The 17,511-nt window shown below is 70.3% G+C and carries 8 protein-coding genes; 3 read left to right on the top strand and 5 right to left on the bottom strand.

The genetic code is table 11. The features are described 5' to 3' along the window. Positions 1–18: 18 nt before the first annotated feature. Together J0911_RS12310 and dnaB are read right to left on the bottom strand one after the other, a co-directional pair. A complete protein-coding gene (locus J0911_RS12310) occupies positions 19–1,251 on the bottom strand; it encodes a CE1 family esterase (RefSeq protein WP_207275723.1) in 1,233 nt (410 codons plus the stop codon). 142 nt (positions 1,252–1,393) lie between these two features. Further along, complete coding sequence (gene dnaB / locus J0911_RS12305) at positions 1,394–3,742, bottom strand: replicative DNA helicase (protein ID WP_207275722.1); 2,349 nt, start codon at positions 3,740–3,742, stop codon at positions 1,394–1,396. A 561-nt stretch (positions 3,743–4,303) separates the two neighbouring features. On the opposite strand from dnaB, the gene J0911_RS12300 reads away from it, so the two are divergent. Then, the gene (locus tag J0911_RS12300) at positions 4,304–5,596 is read left to right on the top strand and encodes an MATE family efflux transporter (RefSeq protein ID WP_207275786.1); all 1,293 of its coding nucleotides are present in this window, start codon (positions 4,304–4,306) and stop codon (positions 5,594–5,596) included. A 38-nt stretch (positions 5,597–5,634) separates the two neighbouring features. On the opposite strand, the gene J0911_RS21135 is transcribed toward J0911_RS12300, so the two are convergent. Further along, the gene (locus J0911_RS21135; protein WP_207275721.1) at positions 5,635–6,372 is read right to left on the bottom strand and encodes a winged helix-turn-helix domain-containing protein; all 738 of its coding nucleotides are present in this window, start codon (positions 6,370–6,372) and stop codon (positions 5,635–5,637) included. A 463-nt stretch (positions 6,373–6,835) separates the two neighbouring features. On the opposite strand from J0911_RS21135, the gene J0911_RS12290 reads away from it, so the two are divergent. Beyond that, positions 6,836–10,960, top strand: a complete 4,125-nt coding sequence (locus J0911_RS12290; RefSeq protein WP_242636624.1) for a carboxypeptidase regulatory-like domain-containing protein — start codon at positions 6,836–6,838, stop codon at positions 10,958–10,960. Positions 10,961–11,217: 257 nt separating this feature from the next. Next, complete coding sequence (locus J0911_RS12285; protein WP_207275720.1) at positions 11,218–15,363, top strand: S8 family serine peptidase; 4,146 nt, start codon at positions 11,218–11,220, stop codon at positions 15,361–15,363. A 96-nt stretch (positions 15,364–15,459) separates the two neighbouring features. On the opposite strand, the gene J0911_RS12280 is transcribed toward J0911_RS12285, so the two are convergent. Both J0911_RS12280 and J0911_RS12275 read right to left on the bottom strand, forming a co-directional pair. Then, positions 15,460–16,554 (bottom strand): inositol-3-phosphate synthase, encoded by a 1,095-nt coding sequence (locus J0911_RS12280; RefSeq protein WP_207275719.1) that lies wholly within the window; start codon positions 16,552–16,554, stop codon positions 15,460–15,462. After that, positions 16,551–17,231 (bottom strand): helix-turn-helix transcriptional regulator, encoded by a 681-nt coding sequence (locus tag J0911_RS12275; RefSeq protein WP_207275718.1) that lies wholly within the window; start codon positions 17,229–17,231, stop codon positions 16,551–16,553. Before J0911_RS12275 ends, J0911_RS12280 begins: the two co-directional genes overlap by 4 nt. Positions 17,232–17,511: the final 280 nt, after the last annotated feature.

The following is a 17,511-nucleotide window of genomic DNA, read 5'->3' as shown; positions in this document are numbered from 1 at the left end:
GTCGTCACGGACAGCACCTCACGAACTCGTGCACGTCAGCGGCGACGCCGGTGGCGTGCCGCTGCCGAGCAGGCCGAAGGTCGTGCCGCCCCCGGCCGGGAGCGTGCCGTTCCAGTCCGCGTTCCGCACGGTGACGATGTCGCCCTGCGAGGTCATCGAGCCGTTCCACACCTGGTCCACGGTTCCGCCGGACAACGGCCAGCTGACGCTCCACGAGGTCGACGGCGATCCGGTCTCGACGGTCACTTCGCCCTGGTATCCCCCGGGCCAGGAGTTCACCGTGCGATATGTCGCCGTGCAGTCGCCGGCCGGGGGCGGGGTCGTGGTCGGGTCGGACGTCGGTGTCGGGGAGGGGGACGGTGTCGTCGACGTCAGGGACGTGAAGAACCGCCAGATCTCCCCGGGCACCCACGACTGCTGCTGTCCGCCGTCTCGTGCGTCCCACTGATGTCCGCTGTCGGAGGCGATCCACACGACCGGGAAGCCGTCACGGCAGGTGTAGGTGGTCTTGACGTGGGTACCGCTGCCAGGTGCGGGTTCGGGCGCCTGCTGCGCCTGGCACCCGTTGGTCTGCAGGAAGCGGTCCCTCAGGGCGCGCCCCTGCGAGATGTTCAGCACGTCGTCGACGACACCGTGCGAACCGAGGTAGGCGATCGGCTGAGTACCTCCGGCGCACCCGGACAACTGAGCGCCGTTGAGGACGGCGACCGCCCGGAACACGTCGGCGCGAGCGCATGCGAGGGCGTTGCTCATCCCGCCGCCATAACTGAACCCCGTCGCGAACCGCTGGGTCGTGTCGATGCAGAGTGCGTCTTCGACGGTTCGCAGCACGTCGTCGACGAACGCGACGTCCTGGCCGTTGGTGTTCGGCCAGGCGTTGTCGATGCCCTGAGGCGCGACGAACACCGTGCTGCCCTCGGCGAGCGGCTCGAGGCCGTAGAAGTTCTGGTTGACCACGTCCTGCGAGGTGCCGTGCCACCAGTGCAGTCCTACGACGAGGCGGTAGGGGTGGTTCGGGTCGTACCCCGTGGGCACGTCCAGGCGGAACGTGCGGGATCGGCCGCCGCTCATGATGGTGTGGTTGCCGGTGGACAGCCCAGCGGACCGGCCGCAGCCGGCGGTCCCGTCGAGCGCGGCGGCGTCCTGTTCGGGTGCCGCCCAGCTCGGTGCGGTCAGGCCGCCGAGGGCGAGCAGGGCGGCGAGCGCCGCCGGCACGAGCCGACGCCCTCCGGACGTGGTGAGGTGTCGCATGGTGTCACTCCCTTCAGCGCGGTCCCCGGCGACGTCGCCGGGAACGGATCCGCGGACGACGCCCACGGATCGCGCCAATGTATCGATAAATCCGAGTCGTGGACCGAGTACTAATCGGTTCGCGACGGTGGAGGCCGGCGCCTCACACCTGCATGTCGACGAAGCGCTGGTAGTGCCCTTGGAAGGCCACCGTGATGACGTCCGTGGGACCGTTTCGGTGTTTCGCGACGATCAGGTCCGCCTCGCCGGCCCGGGGAGACTCCTTCTCGTAGGCGTCCTCGCGGTGAAGCAGGATCACCACGTCCGCGTCCTGCTCGATGCTTCCGGATTCACGCAGGTCCGACATCTGCGGTTTCTTGTCGCCGCGCTGCTCCGGGCCTCGGTTCAGCTGGGAGATCGCGATGACCGGGACCTCGAGCTCCTTCGCGAGGAGCTTGAGTGCTCGGGAGAACTCGGAGACCTCCTGCTGCCGCGACTCGACGCGCTTGCCCGACGTCATGAGCTGGAGGTAGTCGATCACGACGAGCTTGAGATCGTGCCGCTGCTTGAGCCGCCGGCACTTGGCCCGGATCTCCATGAGCGACATGTTCGGCGAGTCGTCGATGAACAGCGGCGCGTCCGAGATCTTGCCCATCGTGGCGGCCAGCTTCTGCCAGTCGCCGTCGTCCATCTTGCCCGACCGCATGCGCGTCAGCGGCACCCGCGCCTCGCTCGCGAGCAGACGCATGGTGATCTCGTTCCGGCTCATCTCGAGCGAGAAGATCACGGCGGCCTGGTTGTGATGGATGGCCGCGTGGCCGGCGACGTTGATGCCGAGCACCGAGTTGTGCGTCGGCACCATCGAGCGACCCGAAAGGTACAGGTGCGTGGGGTGCTCCACCTCGACGCACCGTACGGGAACGGACTCGACCGGCCGGACGTCGACGATGAACCGCGAGGTGAGCTCGGCTGTCGGGGGGCGCTGCCGCTCCTTGTGCAGGAGCCGCTTCCGCTCCAGCCGGAAGACGTCGTCGTGTGCCGTGAAAGTGATCGTGCACGCCGTGGACGATGCGGTGGCGCCGTCTCCGGCGATCCGCTCGGACCAGCTCGTCCGGTAGCCGAGGGAGAGGATCAACTCACGTATACCCAGCGCGAGCCGATGGTTCGTCACGGTGATCCGGACGTCGCCCTGCGGGTCGACCGTCCCGCCGGAGTCGAGGAGACCCGCGAGCAGTTCGCGCCGCTGGGACTGGCCGGCTCGTAGGTACACGGTGGGAACGTGCTCGTCCTGGAGCACTCCCAGTGCGCGCAGCCGCCCGCCCGCGGTGCCGTTGGTGTCGTGGCCGTCCTGGCAGCCCTCGATCCGCGCGGCGATCTCCGGGTCGGCGGAGGTGAACTCGGCACGTCGTGAGGTCCCGTCGCCCAGCCAGACCCCGAGGGCGTAGGGGTGGACGGGGAGATCGACGTCCGGAAGAGTGATCGGTCGCGCCGTGGCGATCGAGTGGTTCGCGCGACGGTCGGCGGTGTCACAGCGGACGGTGGAGGCGATCTGTTCGGTGGTGCGGACGGCGGATCCGGGCGTCTGACCGGACCTCACCGTGCGGCGCTGTGCGTGGGTGCTCGTCACCCACTGATGCTGGGCGTCGGCGACGATCACCGTGCCGTCGTCGAACTCGACCTCGTAACAGGGGCGGCCCGTCATCACCTCGGTCGCCGCGACGACCTTCGTCGGCGTCCCGTCGGCCGCGATCAGCTCGTCGCCCACGGACACCTCGCCCATCGTGGTCCAGCCCGACGGTGTCGGCAGCGGCGTGTCCAGCGCCAGCGCCTTTCCCACCGCCGGCCGGGCTGCCACGACGATCATCTGGCCCGCGTGCAGGCCGTTCGTCAGGCGGTCGAAGTCCGAGTAGCCCGTCGGCACCCCGACCATGCCCTCCCCCCGGCCCTGGGCGGCGTCGATCTCGTCGAACGTGGGGCCGATGATCTCGGAGAGGGGCAGGTAGTCCTCGCTCGCCCGGCGCTCCGTCACCGCGTAGACCTCGGCCTGGGCGTTGTTCACGACGTCGTCGACCTCGCCGCCGTCCGTCGAGTAACCCATCTGCACGATGCGCGTACCCGCCTCCACGAGACGTCGAAGGATCGCACGCTCGCGCACGATCTTCGCGTAGTAGCCGGCGTTGGCCGCGGTGGGCACGCTGGCCATGAGGTCGTGCAGGTAGGGGGCGCCGCCGACACGTGCCAGCTCACCGCGACGGTTCAGCTCGGCGACGACGGTGATGGCGTCCGCCGGTTCCCCACGTCCGTACAGGTCGATGATCGCGTCGTAGATCTGCTCGTGCGCGGGGCGGTAGAAGTCGTTGCCGCGAATCTGCTCGATGACGTCGGCGATGGCGTCCTTCGAGAGCAGCATGCCGCCGAGCACACTCATCTCCGCCGCGACGTCCTGCGGCGGAGTGCGGTCGAGTCCCGGTCCGGGCCCGGAATAGCCTGCCTCGAGCTCGTCGATCGACATCCGGGCCTCCTCTCTCGTCTCGCCGCGTCCGGCCTGTCACGGTTCAGCTGACCGCCTGCTGAACATCCCGTCCGGGGCGTTGGCTCCAGTTGTACCCCGGGACACTGACACGGCCGAGCGACCCGCCGCAACGCGACCTGTGGACACGCCTGTGGATATCGGTGTGGAAAAGTGGTCCCGGGCTGTGTACACCGGTGGACAACCCTGTGGACAACTGTGGACAACGCCTGTGCATAACGCTGATTAACCCCCGATGACCTGCATAAACACCGCCCCCAGCCTGTGGAGGAAGAAAAGTTGGGCGAGTCTCGTCACGCCGCGCCGACACCTGGCGACAACACTCCCGACGCCGGGAGTTCAGACACCACGGCTCCCCATGGGCCATCCGACGGAACGTTATCCACAGGCACGCCCGCATCCGGGGCCCGTCGTCGTACGCCCGCATCCCGCCGTCACGCCCCCGACGACGTCGCGGCCGGCCACCGAGCCCGCCGCGCCGGCGGGGAACGCGACGAGGACGGACCGGCCGGTGACCACGGCCGCCGCCGGCTCGACCGGGAGATCCTCGCCCTCGCCCTGCCGGCGTTCGGAGCCCTGATCGCCGAGCCGTTGTTCGTCCTGGCCGACTCCGCGATCGTCGGGCACCTGGGCACCGCCCAGCTCGCCGGACTCAGCCTCGCGTCCAACGTGCTGCTCACCCTCGTCGGTCTGTGCGTCTTCCTCGCCTACACGACCACCGCCCAGGTGGCGCGCCTCACCGGCGCGGGCCGCGGACGTGAGGCCCTGCAGGCCGGCGTCGACGGCATCTGGCTCGCGATCGGGCTCGGCGCCGTCCTCGCCGCAGCCCTGGTCGTGGCAGCCGACTGGACCGTGTTCGCCCTGGGCGGCCGCGACGACGTCGCCCGTCATGCCGTCACATACCTCACCTGGGCGGCACCCGGCCTCGTCGGGATGCTCATGGTGAACGCCGCCACGGGCGTCCTGCGCGGTCTGAGGGACACCAGGACCCCGCTGGTCGTCGCGTCGGCCGGTGCCGTCACCAACATGGTTCTCAACGTCGTGCTCGTGTACGGCGCGGGCCTCGGTATCGCGGGTTCGGCACTCGGGACCGTGATCACCCAGTTCGGCATGGCGGCCGTGTTCGGTCTCATCGTGGTGCGTGGCGGCCGGGCGCACGGCGCGAGCCTCCGCCCGCACGCCCACGGCATCCTCGCCGGTGCCCGTGCGGGGGCGCCCCTGGTGGTCCGCACGCTCAGCCTGCGTGCGGCGATTCTCCTCACCGTCTACGTGGCGACCGGGCTCGGCGCGGTGGCGCTCGCGGCGCACCAGGTGGTCAGCAGCATGTGGGGCCTGGCCGCGTTCGCGCTCGACGCGCTGGCCATCGCCTCGCAGGCGCTCGTCGGGCACGGTCTGGGTGCCGGTGACGTCTCGCGCGTTCGCGCCGTCCTGCGCCGCTGCCTGCGCTGGGGCGTCGGCGCGGGTGCGGCGATCGGTCTCGCCATGGCGGCCGGGGGCTGGTGGATCGCGCCGTTGTTCTCCTCCGACGACGACGTGCGCGTGGCCGCCGCGCTCGGGCTGGCCGTCTGCGGGGTGACGATGCCGATGGCAGGTTGGGTGTTCGTGCTCGACGGCGTGCTCATCGGTGCCGGCGACGGACGTTACCTGGCGTGGGTCGGGATGGCCACACTGGTCGCGTACGTGCCCGCCGCGCTGGCCGTGCATGCGTGGGCGCCCGACGGCGCCGCCGGACTGGCCTGGTTGTGGGCCGCGTTCGCCGGGGTGTTCATGGCGGCGCGAGCCCTGACCACCGGTCTGAGGGCACGCGGAAACCGCTGGATGATCACGGGGGCGTGACGCCACCGCGCCCACCTTCATGCCTCACCGGCGAGTTCCTATTCCGGGACGCGCAGTCGGTAGCCCACTCCGCGGACCGAGGCGACCTCCAGGCCGCGCACACGCGGGAGACGCCGGCGAAGTCGCTTGATCGCCGAGGTCACCGCGTCGGCGTCGCCGAGATACTGGGTGCCCCACACCTGCGCCGTCAGCTCGGCGAACGTCCACACCCGGCCCGGCTGGGACGCGAGCGTCGCCAGGAGATCGAACTCCTGGGCCGACAGATGCACTTCCCGGCCCTGGACCTGAACCTCGCGGGCGGCGAGGTCCAGCCGGAGCGGGCCGTGTGTGATCGGCCCGGTCCGCGCCGGGGGCACGGCGGGGAAAGCCCCGCTCAGTGTGGGAACGGCTCCCGTGACGACAGGGATCTGGCCGGTGTGCGCCGCACCTGCGAGAGGTGCCGGCCCGCCGGTCGCGTCCGTCCCTCCCACCGCCGAGAACGACGCCGAGAGCTTTTCCAGCGGCGTTCGGCCTCGACGCGGGCCGCGCTGCGGGAAGGCGAGCACTCGGCCGCCGTCCGACGCCGCGGGCGGGTCCGTCTCGGGTTCCGTCGACGATGTGTGGTGGTCGGCTGTCGCGTGGGGCGACAGCAGCTTGACTGCGCTGTCACCATCCGGCACGACGAGCACGGCGTGCCGACCGCCGAGCGCGTGTACCACCTGAGCGACGATCTCGGGGGGAAGGCCGACGCAGACGATGTAGGCGTCACTGCCAGGGCGAGGTGCGATGCGTGTCACGGTGGCCTCTCTGGGATGCGGCCGATGGTCTCGTGGTGCGGTCGTTCACTCGGGCCTGACGGCGTGGCGCGTCGTTGCGCCGGCCGGGGCCCCGTCGAGTTCGGGGGCAGGGATTTGGGCCATTGTGTCGTTTCCTGGCCCCTCGGATCGTTCTCTACCGTTAATTCCGTGTTTCAGTATGCCTCGGAGTAATGCGGTCGTGTCGCTTTTACGCCATTCGCTGAGCGGAGGGAGCAAATTCACCCGCTCGGAGCGGGTGAATTTCACGTCCAACCCTTGACGGCGGCGCCTGACCCGCGTCCGACCGGATGTTGACCTCGAACTGACCCTTCCTCGACCTGGAGTCGCCGTCACCTCGTCCTTGTTGCCCAAAGCATCAGCGGCGACCGTGGTGACCGGCCCGTAACCGCGGGCCGACATGTGTCTCCGTCACCGGGCGGAGGCGCCGAACCATGGAGGCTCCATGCACCGTCGCAGAATTGCGCGGCGCGCGACCACTGCCGTCACCGCGGCAATCGCGCTCCTCGCAACTTCAGCCGTGACCGCCGCGCCCGCGGCGTTCGCACACCAGCAAGGCACCGATCTGACCGCCGCCGTCGCCGGCGACCCGGAGAAGAAGTTCACCTCCGCCGCGCGCGAGCAGCTGCGGTCGGAGAAGACCGCAGCGTTCTGGATCGAGTTCACCGACCGGGCAGATCTCGAACCCGCCAAGGACATCGCCGACTGGGCCGAACGCGGCCGGTACGTCGTCGACACCCTGCAGGAGACCTCCGAGGCCGCCCAGGCCGACGTCATCAAGCAGCTCGAGGCTGCCGGTGTCGACTACGAGTCCTACTGGATCAACAACTCCATCTACGTCGAGGACGGCACGCTCGCCCTGGCCGACCGGGTCGCGGCGAGCGGCGCCGTCGAGGGCATCCACGAGCAGTTCGAGATGCTCGAGATCGCGCCGGTGAAGACGGAACCGGCGAACGAGAAGCTCACCACCGCCGTGGAGTGGGGCGTCAGCGAGATCAACGCTCCCGAGGTGTGGGACCTGGGCTTCACGGGCGCGGGCATCACGGTGGCGAGCTTCGACACCGGCGTCGACGGGAGCCACCCGGCCCTCGCGGACAAGTACCGCGGCATGGGGGCGGACGGCAGCATCGACGACGACTACAACTGGTTCGACGTCCCGGGCGGTTGCGGGGGAAGCCCGTGCGACACGCAGGGTCACGGCACGCACACCACCGGCACCATGGTGGGTGACGACGGCGCCGGCAACCAGGTCGGCGTCGCGCCGGACGCGACGTGGATCGCGGCCAACTGCATCGACAACGCCGGCTGCACGCGCGACGACTATCTCGCCGACGCGCAGTGGTTCCTCGCCCCGACCCGCGCGGACGGCAGCGATCCGGACCCGGCCATGCGCCCGCACGTCATCAACAACTCGTGGGGCATCCCGCCCGGCGCACCCGATCCGTACGGCTGGATGCGTGACGAGACCCTGGCGTGGGACGCGGCGGGCATCTTCGGCGCGTGGGCCGCGGGTAACGAGGGATCGGCGTGCGAGACGGCACGGTTCCCCGGCGAGTACGAGAACACCTACGCCGTGGGTGCCTACGACGTGAACGGCAACATCGCGAGCTTCTCGTCGCGCGGTCCGGGGGAGAACGGTGTGACCACGCCGAACATCGCCGCGCCGGGCGTCAACGTGCGCTCGTCCGTTCCGGGTGGCGGATACTCGAACTCCAGCGGCACCTCGATGGCGACCCCGCACCTCGCGGGCGCCGTCGCGCTGCTGTGGAGCGCCGCGCCGGCCCTCGTCGGTGACATCGAGGGCACCAAGGCGGTCCTGAACCAGACCGCCATCGACACCGAGGACCTGCAGTGCGGCGGCACGGCCGGGGAGAACCACGTCTGGGGCGAGGGCAAGCTCGACATCGCCGCGGCGATCGACGCCGCCCCGACCGCGGGCACCGGAACCGTCGAGGGCACCGTGACCGACGCGGCCGACGCGCCGATCGCCGGTGCGACCGTGCTGCTCGACGGGGAGCGCGACCGCACCGTCACCACCGGTGAGGACGGCGCCTTCAGCGCGACCGTCGTCGCGGGCGACTACGACGTGTCGGCGTCGGCTTTCGGCTACCTGGACTCCACCTCGGAGCCGGTGACGGTGGCCGAGGACGAGACCGTCACCGTCCCGATCACGCTGGAGGCCGCTCCGCGGCACAGCGTGTCGGGTGTGGTGACGTTCGCCGACGGCGGTCCGGTGGCGGGTGCCCCGGTGAGCCTGGGCAGCCACTTCGACGACGTCACGACCGCGGAGGACGGCTCGTTCGCGTTCGCCGACGTGCCGGAGGGCACGTACCCGCTCTCGGTGACCATGGGCGGCTGCGCCTCGTCGTTCGCGGAGGACGTCGTCGTCGACGGCGACCTGGAGGTGCCCGTGACGATCGAGGCACTGGTCGACGAGCGCGGCTACTCCTGCTCGGTGTCGACCGGTGAGTACCTGCAGGGCGACACGGACACGGGCCTCTCCGGAGACGACGGCTCCACCACCGTGTCGCTGCCGTTCGACTTCACCTTCTACGGCGAGTCCTACGACACCGCACACGTCACCACCAACGGCCACGTGAACTTCCTGGCCGCCACGACGGCCTACTCGAACGTGTCGATCCCGGCCACGTCCGTGCCCAACGCCGCGATCTACCCGTTCTGGGACGACCTCTACTTCGTTTCGGGCGAGTCGGGTCTCTACGAGGGCACCACCACCGTGGACGGCACGGACGCGTACGTGCTGGAGTTCCGGGACGTCGCTCTCTACGGCGACCGGGACGCCCGGCTCGACTTCTCCGTCACCCTGCTCGCGGACGGCGACATCGTCCTCGGGTACGGCGAGCTCGCCGGTGGCGGGGACACCGCCGCGGGGTCCTCGGCGACGGTCGGGATCGAGGACGAGGCCGGCGCCGTCGGCCTCGAGTACTCGTACAACTCGGCGGCGCTGTCCGAGGGGTTGTCCGTCACGTACGACGCGCCGCCGCTGGCGACCCTGTCGGGCATCGTGAAGGACCACAACACCAAGGACCCGGTCGCCGGAGCGACGGTCACCATGACCGGCGCGGACGGTTCGGCCGACACGCTCACGACGGGTGACGACGGCAGGTACTCGGCGGTCGTGGCGCTGGGGCAGTACGACCTCGAGTTCTCCGCCGACGACTACGTCACCGTCGACAAGCGGGTGACGCTGGCGGAGGACGGCGAGGCGAAGAGCCGCAACGCCCAGCTCAAGGCGGGCCTGCTCACCGTCGACAAGGAGGCCGTCTCCGTCACCAAGCGGCTCGGGGGTGCCCCGGCCACGCGTGGCTTCGTGGTGGCCAACGAGGGCTCGGCACCTGCCGACCTCTCCGTCGGAACCGCCGGCGGCGACTTCGACATGCTCGGTCTCGGCGGCGGCTCGGCCGGGGTGATCAACCACGTCGAGGGTGAGGCCACCGAGCTCGACTCGCAGGAGCCGGGCGTCTCGATCGGGGGCTCCCGTGGCTCCCGCGGTGGGCTGAGCACGTCGTCGCTCGACGCCGGTGTCTCGGCCTTCCCCGCGGTCTCGGTCCCGCAGGCGGAGACCACCATCACGCACTCGACGTCGCAGGAGGTCGTGGCGCTCAACTCCGCGTCGTGCGGGAACGCGTTCGGCACCTCGGAGAACAGCTTCCTGCGGACGTTCACACTGAGCGACTTCGGTATCGACGGCTCGTTCGCCGTGTCGGAGGTGTCGTTCGGCATCGAGGAGGCGACGGCACAGACCCTGACCGTCAACCTCTACCAGCTGGTCGGCGACGACTTCGTCTACGCGAACCTGGAGCAGCTGGGCTCCGCGCAGGTCGACATCGAGGCGCAGACCCTGTCCATGGTCAGCGTCCCGGTCGAGGGGGAGATCTCGGGCGGCACCCTCGTCGTGGAGGTCGTCACGCCGAACCTCCAGGACACCGGCGGTGTGTTCTACATCGGATCGAACGGGGACGGGCAGACGGCGCCGTCGTACCTCAAGGCGGACGACTGCGGGATCGCCGAGCCGGCGGCGACCGACTCGATCGGCTGGCCGGACATGCACATCGTGATGAACGTGTCCGGCAGCACCGGCGGTGCCGGTGGCGGCGACGCGGCCTGGCTCGACGCCCAGCCGGGCTCGGTCACGCTCGATCCGGGTGAGTCCGTCCGGATCGTCGCGACCATCGACCCGCGTGCGGTCGACCAGCCGGGGACCTACACCGCCGACGTGGTGCTGGGGGCCGACACGCCGTACGCCGAGCCGACCGTGGCGGCGACGCTGACGGCGAACCCGCCGGGGAACTGGGGCAAGATCACCGGCACCGTCGCCGACGGCGCGGGGACGCCGCTCGACGGCGCCACGGTGCACCTCGACGGCCTCGAGAAGGACGTCACGCTCGTCACCGGCGGCGACGGCACCTACGAGTACTGGATGGGGGTGTCCAACAACGCTCTCACCATGATCGTCGCCAAGGACGGGTACGTGCCACAGGTCAGGACCGGCACGATCGTCCGCGGTCAGACCGTCACCTACGACTTCGCGCTCGACGCGCTCGTCTAGTGTGACCTGACCCTACGGGCAACCTTTCGGCCCGGTCGTACGTCCTGTGGACGGACGGCCGGGCCGTTGCCGTACGTGCTTCGGCGGGCCGAGTCCTGGCCGGTACTGGCCCTGTTCGAGCTATATGTGAAGATTAATCCACAAGGCGCTGACTTTCCTTGCCGGTCACCCCGAAGTGGGCCACGGTGTGATCCAACCGTTATCCAACGGTTGCCGTCGCGCCCGTGGTCCACGGGCGCCAGATCGCAGGAGGCTCCATGCGACGTCGCACCATGCCCGGAAGGAGAGCCGCCGCCGCCCTGGCGACAGCGCTCTCCTTCGTGGCCGCCTCGGCGGTGAGTGCCGCCCCGGCGCTCGCCGGCCAGCCGGCCGGGTTGCCGAGCACCGCCGGCGCAGTCACCCACGAGCGAACCACCGACGACGCGGCGGGTTCGGCCGCCGGGACGAACAAACTCACCGAGACCCTCCGCAGCCGCCTCGGCACCGGGAGGTCCGGTGAGTTCTGGATTCGCTTCGAGCAGACCGCCGACCTCGAGCGCGCGAGCACCATCACCGACTGGGGCGCGCGCGGCAGGTACGTCTACGAGGAGCTGACCGCGTCCGCCAAGCGGTCGCAGGCCGACGTCGTCGCGGAACTGCGCTCGGCCGGTGCCCGGTACGAGTCCTACTGGATCAACAACTCGATCCTGGTGACCGACGGCGACCTGGAGCTCGCCACGCGGCTCGCCGCCGAGCCCGAGGTGGCCTCGGTGCACGAACGCGTCGCCGTCCGGCCGATCGATCCCGTCGAGCGGCGGTCCACGGGCGACGTCGATGCGGCGTCCGTCGAGTGGGGCGTCGAGGCGATCAACGCTCCGGCGGCATGGGACCGGGGTTTCACGGGCGAGGGCATCACCGTGGCCACCGTCGACTCCGGTGCCGACCTGGAGCACCCGGCCCTGGCCGACCATTACCGTGGGGCGGCCGGCGAGGGCGCCGTCGACCACGACTACAACTGGTTCGACGCATCGGGCAGGTGCGGGGGCGAGCCGTGCGACAGCGCCGGTCACGGTACCCACGTGATGGGCACGATGGTCGGGGACGACGGCGCCGAGAACCAGATCGGCGTCGCGCCAGGTGCGGAGTGGATCGCGGCCAACGGCTGCGACACCTGCTCCGATGCCGACCTGCTCGCGTCCGGCCAGTGGATCCTCGCGCCGACCCGCGCGGACGGCAGCCAGGCGAACCCCGCGCTGCGGCCGCACGTCGTGAACAACTCCTGGGGTTCCCAGCTCCCGGGAGACATCAACGACTTCTTCGCCGACGAGGTCGCGGCCTGGGAGGCCGCGGGAATCTTCGGCGTCTGGGCAGCGGGGAACGAGGGAGAGGCCGGCTGCCAGAGCGTTTCCTCGCCGGGTGCCAACGTCGCCACCTACTCCGTGGGCGCCACGACCTCCGACGGCGAGATCGCCGCGTTCTCGTCACGCGGTCCCGGAGAGGCGGGCATCGTCCAGCCGGACATCGCGGCGCCCGGCCAGGACGTCCGCTCCTCGGTCCCGGGTGGTGGCTACGAGATCGCGTCGGGCACCTCGATGGCGGCGCCGCACGTCACGGGTGCCGTGGCGGTGCTGTGGTCGGCGGTGCCGAGCCTCATCGGTGACATCCCTGCCACCAGGGACCTGCTCGACGCCTCGGCCGTCGACCACGCCGACGACGAGTGCGGCGGCACACCGGACGACAACAACGTCTACGGCGAAGGCGATCTCGACGTCCTGGCGCTGGTCGAGGCGGCAGGTGAGGAGGAGCGCGGTCACATCGAGGGAACCGTCACCGACGCCGACGGCGAGCCGGTCGACGGCGCCACCGTCACCGTCGGAGACCGCTCCACCGCGACCGACGCCTCCGGGACGTTCCGCATCCTGCTCCCGGCCGGCACGTACGACCTCGTGGTCGAGGCGTTCGGCTTCGTCGCCGCCACCGCCGAGGACTTCGAGGTGTCCGACGGCGGGACCGCCACCGCCGACGTCGTTCTCGAGCGCGCGCCGGTGACCACCATGACCGGCACCGTCACTGACGGTTCCGGGCACGGCTGGCCGCTCGGCGCGAAGGTACGGATCGCCGAGGCTCCCGCGAGCTACTCGGCGTGGAGCGACCCGTTCACCGGCGAGTACACGCTGGAGGTGCCGGCGAACGCGACGCACACCGTGGTCGTCGAGCCCACGGTCGCGGGCTATGCGACGGCGCGTGCGCCCGTGGAGGTGCCCGCCGGGCCCGTGGTGCACGACGTCGCCGCACAGGTCACCGCGGCGTGCGTCGCACCCGGGTACGAGTTCGGTGGCGCGGGCATCCCGGTCGAGGAGTTCGAGACCGGCGAGGTGCCCGAGGGCTGGACCGTGGAGGACCTCGCCGGTACCGGCGAGGTGTGGACGTTCGACGACGCCTTCGGCTACGGCAACATGACCGGGGGCGAGGGGTTGTTCGCCGAGGTCAACAGTGACGCCTACGGCCCGGACGGGCACCAGGACACGACCCTGACGACAGCACCGCTGGACTTCTCGGGGATGTCCGCGCCCGCGCTGACGTTCGACCAGGCATTCGACACGTTCGGCGAGTACGCCGACGTCGACCTGTCCGTGGACGGCGGCGAGACGTGGCAGACGGTGCTGCACCAGACGGCGCCGGCACAGGGCCCGATGCGGGTCGACCTGTCGGCCGCCGGAGGGGACGGTGACGCGCTGGTCCGTTTCCACCTCGGCGACGCCTTCTTCGGCTTCTGGTGGCAGATCGACAACGTCGGGTTCGGTGAGTGCCTCCCGGTCGAGGGCGGACTGGTCTCCGGCCACGTCACCGACCGGAACACGGGTGACGGCGTGGTCGGCGCGACCGTGGCCGACACCGAGTTCCCGGACGCGGGCGTGGAGACGACGGACCCCGCCAACACCCACGTGCGCCCCGGCTACTACTCGCTGTTCGCTCCCGCGGGTGACCGGACCGTCTCCGTGGAGGGCCGCGGCTATGTCTCGGACGACTCCCCGGTGCGGGTCACCGCGGACGAGATCACTCGGCACGACGTCGACCTCGCGGCGCCGCGGCTCGCCGTGACGCCGGACCAGGTGTCCGACGAGATGGTGCTCGGCGGGACGGGCTTCGGCCGGTTCACCGTGACGAACGAAGGCACGGCGTCCGCCGAGGTGGAGGTGTATCCCGGGTCGTCCGACTTCGAGATCCTGTCGTCCGGTGCTTCCGGCGGCGTGATCAAGGGCGTCGAGCGGACTGCGACTGAGGTCGGCACCGCGCCCGCGCCGTCGTCGGACGGGCCGGACGCGGCGAACCGGACGGCGTCGTCGCGCATGGGGCCGTCGGACGCAGGAGCCGAGCGCTACACGCGGAACGAGCAGGGCGGAAAGGCCGTGACGCCCGAGCCGACGCCGGCCCTGCTCGCCGGTGAGGGAACGACGATCACGCACTCCTCCTCCCAGGAGATCGTGCTGGGCAACTCGGTGGCGTGCGTGGGTGCGGCGACGCAGGTGCTGCGCACCTTCACGCTGGAGGACTTCGGCATCGGCGGGGAGTTCGCCGTGACGAACGTGTCCTTCGGCGTCGAGAGCGCGGATCCGGGCACCGAGGTGACCGTCAACCTGTACACGCTGGACGGCGAGCTGCTCTACGAGAACATGGAGCTCCTCGGCTCGGCCACGGCGGAGCTGGAGGACGCGGAGCTCACGCTCGTCGACGTGCCCGTCGAGGGAACGGCGCCCGCGGGCAGCACTCTCGTGGTCGAGGTGGCCGTGCCGGACGGGCCGCTGTTCTTCGTCGGCTCGAACACGGAGCCGGAGACGGCACCCACCTATCTCGCGAGCGAGACGTGCGGGAACCCCGAGCCCGCGGAGGTCGCGGACCTCGGCTTCCCCGACATGCACGCGGTCATGAACGTCACCGGCGAGACGTCGGTCGACGTGCCGTGGCTCGACGTGCAGCCACCGGTGTTCTCGCTCGAGCCGGGCGAGTCGGCCACGATCCAGGTCGCGATGGACAGCACGCGGGTCGACCAGCCGGGTACGTACGAGTCGGCGGTGGTCGCGAACGGCTCGACGCCGTACACGGCACCGCGGGTGAACGTGTCGATGTCGGTGAAGCCGCCCAAGAACTGGGGCAAGATCACCGGCACGGTCACGGGCCGGCCCTGTGAGGGCGATCCGGCGCCGCTGGAGGGAGCCTTCGTGAAGCTCGACGGTTCGGAGTACGACGTCACACTGGTGACCGGACCCGACGGTGGCTACGCCCGCTGGATGGGGGTGTCGAACAACAAGCTCACACTGCTCAGCTCGGCAGACGGCTACCTGCCGGAGATGAAGTCCGGCGTGCGGATCATCAAGGGCAGGACGGTGGTCCACGACTTCACCCTGACGGAGTACTGCGGCTAGAGACCCGCGCCGCCCGGGCGCGACCATGCCGTCCTGGTCGACAGGAGCGTTGTCATCGACCAGGACGGCATGGTCGGCGGTACGGGTGCGGGACGGTCAGGCCGTCTCGTCGCCGCGGATCCACGCCTCCAGGCGGGCGCGCCCCTCGGTGTCCTCGCGCTGCTCGGGCGGTGACTTCATGAAGTACGTCGACGCCGGGTGCACGGGGCCCCCGTGGCCGCGGTCCTTCGCGATCTTCGCGCAGCGCACCGCGTCGATGATGATTCCCGCCGAGTTCGGTGAGTCCCACACCTCGAGCTTGTACTCCAGGTTCAACGGGACCTCGCCGAACGCGCGTCCTTCCAGGCGCACGTAGGCCCACTTGCGGTCGTCGAGCCAGGCGACGTAGTCGGACGGCCCGATGTGCACGTTGCGGTCGTCCTTCACGCCGGCGAGCGGCCCGTCCGACAGGTTCGACGTGACGGACTGGGTCTTCGAGACCTTCTTCGACTCCAGCCGCTCACGCTGCAGCATGTTCTTGAAGTCCATGTTGCCGCCCACGTTGAGCTGGTACGTGCGGTCCAGGACGACTCCGCGGTCCTCGAACAGCTTCGCCAGGACGCGATGCGTGATGGTGGCTCCCACCTGCGACTTGATGTCGTCACCGACGATCGGCACACCCGCCGCCTCGAACTTCGCGGCCCATTCCGGGTCGGAGGCGATGAACACCGGCAGCGCGTTGACGAACGCGACACCCGCGTCGATGGCGCACTGCGCGTAGAACTTGTCGGCCTCCTCGGACCCGACCGGCAGGTAGGACACGAGAACGTCCACCCGGGCCTCGCGCAGGGCGGCGACGACGTCGACGGGCTCCGCGTCGGCCTCGTCGATCGTGTCGCGGTAGTAGGTGCCGAGACCGTCGAGCGTGGGGCCCCGCTGCACGGTCACCCCGAGCGGCGGCACGTCGGCGATCTTGATCGTGTTGTTCTCCGACGCCGTGATCGCCTCGGCGAGATCGAAGCCCACCTTCTTCGCGTCGACGTCGAACGCCGCCACGAACTCGAGGTCGCGTACGTGGTAGTCGCCGAGCTGGACGTGCATGAGGCCCGGGACCTTGTCCTGTGGATCGGCGTCCTTGTAGTAGTGCACGCCCTGGATCAGTGACGACGCACAGTTCCCTACGCCGACCACCGCGACGCGGATGGAAGTCATCCTCGCTCCTTACTCTGAGGTGTGTTCCCTGGGGTCTTGGGGCGGACGCCGCCGGCGGATTCCACCCGGCCGCGTTCCGTGCGGATCAGCCGGTCGATCCAGTTGACCTCGTGCTCCACCTTCTCCTGCCCGAAACGCTGGAGCTCACGGGTGTATTCGTCCGCGCGGTTCCGGCTGCGGGCCGCGGCGTCGCGGACCGCCTCGAGCTGTTCGGCGAGGCGGGTGCGGCGCCCTTCGAGGATGCGCAGGCGGGTCTCGGCGTCCGTCTGCCCGAACAGCGCGAACCGCACGTCGAAGTTCTCGTCCTCCCACGCGGCCGGCCCGGCGTGGGTCAGGAGGGTGTGCAGGTGCTCCTTGCCGTCCGCCGTGAGCTCGTAGACGATGCGTCCGCGCCGGCCGAGCGCGGGTTTCGCGGCCTTCGTGCCGCGAGCGGACCTCGGCCGCCCGCCGGTCCGTGCGACGTCGGCGTCGGACGACGGCCGCTGGTCGTCTCCGACAGCGGTGATCAGACCACGCTGGACGAGCCTTCGCAGGGCGGGGTACAGGCTGCCGTACGACAGGGCGCGGAAGGTGCCCAGCGCGAGCCCGAGCCGTTTGCGCAGTTCGTAGCCGTGCAGCGGCGCCTCGTTCAGGAGACCGAGCACAGCGATCTCCAGCACCTCCGAGCGGCTACGCATGTCTGCCTCCCGTCACGTGGTGTTCATCCCCGGTTGGTTGCGCCCGACCTATCGAGTCGATACATCGCGAGGATAGGCACGCGCCGTCGTCGGGCGCAACGGATCGGCGCCTCGATGTGACGAAAGAGTGAAGACGCGGGACGGGGGCTGCGGGAGGCGTGGGGGAACTGCGTCGCTCTGCGTGTGATTCCACGCGCATCGTTGCAGCGCGCCGAGGAGGTGCCTCTATTGTGTCCGGTGGTTCGATGTGCCCTCGACCGTGCGGTTCCCCAGACCCCGT

Source organism: Myceligenerans salitolerans, assembly GCF_017349295.1.
Classification (GTDB): Bacteria; Actinomycetota; Actinomycetes; order Actinomycetales; family Cellulomonadaceae; genus Myceligenerans; species Myceligenerans salitolerans.
The sequence above is the reverse complement of the archived record's forward strand: the minus strand, read 5'-3'. Positions and strand labels throughout refer to the sequence as shown.

What these genes read in the sequence shown, in the direction of transcription:
- J0911_RS12285 (WP_207275720.1), top strand. Translation starts at nt 11,218, where the DNA reads ATGCGACGTCGCACCATGCCCGGAAGGAGAGCCGCCGCCGCCCTGGCG.
- dnaB (WP_207275722.1), bottom strand. Translation starts at nt 3,742, where the DNA reads ATGTCGATCGACGAGCTCGAGGCAGGCTATTCCGGGCCCGGACCGGGA.
- J0911_RS12310 (WP_207275723.1), bottom strand. Translation starts at nt 1,251, where the DNA reads ATGCGACACCTCACCACGTCCGGAGGGCGTCGGCTCGTGCCGGCGGCG.
- J0911_RS12275 (WP_207275718.1), bottom strand. Translation starts at nt 17,231, where the DNA reads ATGCGTAGCCGCTCGGAGGTGCTGGAGATCGCTGTGCTCGGTCTCCTG.
- J0911_RS12280 (WP_207275719.1), bottom strand. Translation starts at nt 16,554, where the DNA reads ATGACTTCCATCCGCGTCGCGGTGGTCGGCGTAGGGAACTGTGCGTCG.
- J0911_RS12290 (WP_242636624.1), top strand. Translation starts at nt 6,836, where the DNA reads ATGCACCGTCGCAGAATTGCGCGGCGCGCGACCACTGCCGTCACCGCG.